This window comes from Gemmatimonas sp., from assembly GCF_044345575.1.
Classification (GTDB): Bacteria; Gemmatimonadota; Gemmatimonadetes; order Gemmatimonadales; family Gemmatimonadaceae; genus Gemmatimonas.
Map to the genome: position 1 here is coordinate 1 of NZ_JBIJAW010000328.1, position 3,637 is coordinate 3,637.

4 protein-coding genes are annotated in these 3,637 nt (G+C 67.2%); 3 read left to right on the forward strand and 1 reads right to left on the reverse strand.

Annotation, left to right across the window (positions count from 1 at the left end):
• On the reverse strand, positions 1–435 hold a 435-nt coding region (locus ACIQ6O_RS14495), incomplete at its 3' end, for a metallophosphoesterase (protein WP_396208492.1).
• 216 nt (positions 436–651) lie between these two features.
• On the opposite strand from ACIQ6O_RS14495, the gene udk reads away from it, so the two are divergent.
• The 3 genes from udk to ACIQ6O_RS14510 are packed head-to-tail and all read left to right on the forward strand — an operon-like array spanning position 652 to position 3,544.
• Positions 652–1,326 carry a uridine kinase gene (gene udk, locus ACIQ6O_RS14500; protein ID WP_396208493.1) on the forward strand — a complete coding sequence of 225 codons (675 nt, stop codon included), beginning with the start codon at positions 652–654 and terminating at the stop codon, positions 1,324–1,326.
• A 2-nt stretch (positions 1,327–1,328) separates the two neighbouring features.
• Positions 1,329–2,051 (forward strand): response regulator, encoded by a 723-nt coding sequence (locus ACIQ6O_RS14505; RefSeq protein ID WP_396208494.1) that lies wholly within the window; start codon positions 1,329–1,331, stop codon positions 2,049–2,051.
• Between the two features lie 50 nt (positions 2,052–2,101).
• Positions 2,102–3,544, forward strand: coding sequence for an ATP-binding protein (locus ACIQ6O_RS14510; protein WP_396208495.1), 1,443 nt, complete (start codon positions 2,102–2,104; stop codon positions 3,542–3,544).
• Positions 3,545–3,637: the final 93 nt, after the last annotated feature.

Here is a 3,637-nt window from a genome sequence, read left to right on the forward strand (position 1 = left end):
GACGGCCTTCTGGAGGAACGGCACGCCGTAGTTGAACTCGTGGTTGCCCAGCACCGCCGCGTCGTAGCGCATCACGTTCATGGCCGCGATGACCGGGTGCACCGGCGTGGGGCGGACGCGCGCCGCTACATAGAGCAACGGGTTACCCTGCAAAATGTCGCCCCCCTCCACCAGCACCACCCCGTCGGGATTCGCCTTGCGGGCAGAATCGACGATGGTGGCGGCCGCAGCCAGCGAGTGCGTGGGGTCGGGCGCGCCGGCGTAGTAGTCCCACGCACGCAGGCGACCGTGTACATCGGTGGTGGCTGCGATGGTGAGTTCCACGCGGCGGGGGGCACGCTGGGCAGCCAGCGGGCGTGGGGGGAGGGTGGCCAGCATGCTCAACCCGACCACGGGGAGCAGCGCCGCACTCAGCGCAAACGAAAGACGTCCCATGGGGGAATGCTAGTCGCTCCCCACGGGACTGTGGAGTCCCGCGAGGGCCAGTCCGATCGTGTCCTTGCCGGTTCCCCCCTACTGCCGCGAAGTTCCCCGGGTACGGTCCAATCGGCGCCGGCGGCCGATACCCATTCGTTACACCGCCGTAACCGTCCGGAAACGACGGCGGTCCAAGCTTGAGACATCACCGTGGCCCAACCGGATCATCCGCTCATGAAACCGCTCATCATCGGCATCGCGGGCGGAACCGGCTCGGGAAAGTCCACCGTCGCCCGCAAGGTTGCTGAAGCCCTGCCCGACGCCTCCGTGGCCTTCCTCGAGATGGACGCGTACTACCGGGACTTCCGGCACCTCACGCTGCAGCAGCTGCACCACGTCAACTGGGATCACCCCGATGCCTTCGACGTGGAGCTGCTCACCGAACATCTCGGTGCCCTCAGCCGCGGGGAGCCGGTGGACATGCCGGTGTACGAGTTCGCCACGCATTCACGAAGCGCCCGCACGCGTCGCATCGAACCGGCTGACGTCGTCGTCATCGACGGCATTCTGCTGCTCTCTGATCCGAACGTGCGTGCGCAGTGTGATGTGAAGGTGTTCGTGGATGCCGATCCGGACATCCGTCTCATTCGTCGTATCCGCCGGGATACGGCCGTGCGCGGACGAACGCTCGAATCGGTGCTCGACCAGTACCTCACGACCGTTCAACCGATGCACCTGCAGTTCGTCGAACCGAGCAAGCGGTACGCGGACGTCATCGTGCCCCGGGGTGGCAGCAACACCGTCGCGATCGAAATGATCGTGGCCAAAATCCAGCGTCGTCTGAACACCCGTGCCCTGTCGCGGGTCGCATCGGACGACACCGCACCGGCCGACGCCGGCACCCTCTGATCATGATCATGAATCCCGCTCCCGTTTCTGCTGAACGCATCCTCGTGGTGGATGACGAACCGGAGATCGTGGCGCTGGTGGTGTACCATCTGGCGAAGGCGGGATACCGGGTGTCCACCGCGTCGTCCGGGCAGGACGCCATTGAACTGGCGCGTCGCGAGCGTCCGGCGCTGATGGTCCTCGACCTCATGCTCCCCGGCATGTCGGGATTCGATGTGCTCGAGCAGCTGCGCCTCGACGATGCCACGCGCGATATCGCGGTCATCATGCTCACGGCTCGCCGTGAGGAACCCGACCGTATCCGCGGCCTCTCGCTCGGCGCCGACGACTATCTCACCAAGCCCTTCTCTCCGGCCGAACTGGTGCTGCGCGTAGGCGCGATTCTGCGTCGCACGGGTTCGCCCGCGCCGGCTGGTGCCGGTGACGCGCTGGTGATCGGCCCGCTGCACATCGATCGCGCGGCCATGGCCGTGAGCGTACAGGGACAGTCGGTCGACCTCACCCCCACGGAGTTCAAGCTGCTGCTCACACTGGCCGAACGTCGTGGCCGAGTGCAGGGACGCGGACATCTCCTCGAGACCGTGTGGGAAGCCGCACCGGATATCCAGACACGCACGGTGGACATGCACGTGCAACGGTTGCGCACCAAACTCGGCGCAGCTGGTGATCTGATTGAAACGGTGCGCGGGTTCGGGTACCGGCTCAAGGCGAATGCCCCGCGGTAAACCCGGCGTGCGCCGGGACCGGCACCCACGTTCCACGTGAGCACCCCGCCGTGCGCCTGATCCAGCGTCTGCTGCTGCAGAGCACCGTCGTGACGGTGGTCTTCGGCATTGCGGTATTGGGCGCCGTGGAATGGCGGGTACGGCACCGTCTCGAGCTGCACGAGACGACGTCGGCGATCAGTGCGCCTGCGGAAAGCCGCGCGGATGCCGAAGCGCGCAGCGACGAGGTGCTCCTGACAGCGATCCGTCAGGACATGACCGTCGCCACCGGCGCGGCGTTGCTCCTCGCGCTGCTATTGGCCCGCCTGCTGTCGCGCCAGGTGACGCGGCCGATGGAAGAATTGCGCGACATGGCACGCGACCTTGCCGGTGGCGATCTCACGGCGCGCCCGCCTCGCTCGATCAAGGGTGGCGAAGTCGGCGAGCTCGCCGAATCGTTGCGGCAGGTAGGGGAACAGATGGAAACCCGCCTGTGGGAGATGCAATCGGAGGAGGCGCTGCTGGTGGCGCTCACCGAGTCGCTCAACGAGGGTGTCGTAGCCGTGGATGCGCGCAAGCGCGTCGTGCGGATCAACGAGACAGGCCGGCAGTTGCTCAATCTCCGTCAGCCCCTTCCCTTCCCCGCCAGCGAGCTCCCGCAGGAACCGCAGCTGCAGGAGGCGCTCCAGCTCGTGCTGTCCGGGGCACCGCCGATCTTCCGCGAAATCCGGCTGGCCGAGCGGACCGTCACCCTCACCGTGCGGGCGCTGAGCGGCGGCGGGGCCGTGCTCGCCATGTACGACCTCACGCAGGTGCGCCGGCTCGAGACGGTGCGCAGCGACTTCGTGGCCAATGTGTCACATGAGCTGCGCACGCCGCTCACCATCATCGGTGGCTTCGTCGAAACCCTGCAGGACGACGACGTCCCCCCCGAGCTCCGGCGCCAGTTCCTGGGCATGACCGAAGCGAATGTGCAGCGCATGCAGCGCATCGTCGACGACCTGCTTGATCTATCGCGCATCGAATCCGGCGGGTGGCGCCCGGCGCCAACTGAGCTGGATGTGGCCGATATCGCCGCCGACGTGATCGCCCCCCTGGCGCACCGGGCGCGCGACAAGGGGGTGCAACTGGTCACCGATATCGCCCCCGACGCGCGGCGCGTGATGTGCGATCCCACCGCAGCCGGGCAGATCTTGTCCAACCTCGCCGAGAACGCCCTGCGGCACACGACCATCGGGTCCGTGACGCTGTACACCCAGCGCGAGGACGAGGGCGTCTGGATGGGAGTACGGGATACCGGCAGTGGTATTCCGCCCGAACATCTGCCGCGCATTTTCGAGCGCTTCTATCGCGCCGACCCCGGCCGGTCGCGCGAGGCGGGGGGCACGGGGCTCGGGTTGTCCATCGTGCGCCACCTGGCCGAAGCACACAACGGGCGCACGAAGGCCGAAAGCACCGTGGGCGCGGGCTCGACCATCGCGGTCTGGCTGCCCACGCCCACGCAGATCAGCTGATCACGGGCTGATCAACGGCGAATCAACAGCGGATCAGCTGTTGTCGCTTTGCCGCCGGGGCCGCCGGCCGGCGAACGCTTCGGCAATCAGCCG

Bases quoted from the DNA above. Each gene is read 5' to 3' on its own strand.
- udk (WP_396208493.1), top strand. From the start codon at position 652: ATGAAACCGCTCATCATCGGCATCGCGGGCGGAACCGGCTCGGGAAAG.
- ACIQ6O_RS14505 (WP_396208494.1), top strand. From the start codon at position 1,329: ATGATCATGAATCCCGCTCCCGTTTCTGCTGAACGCATCCTCGTGGTG.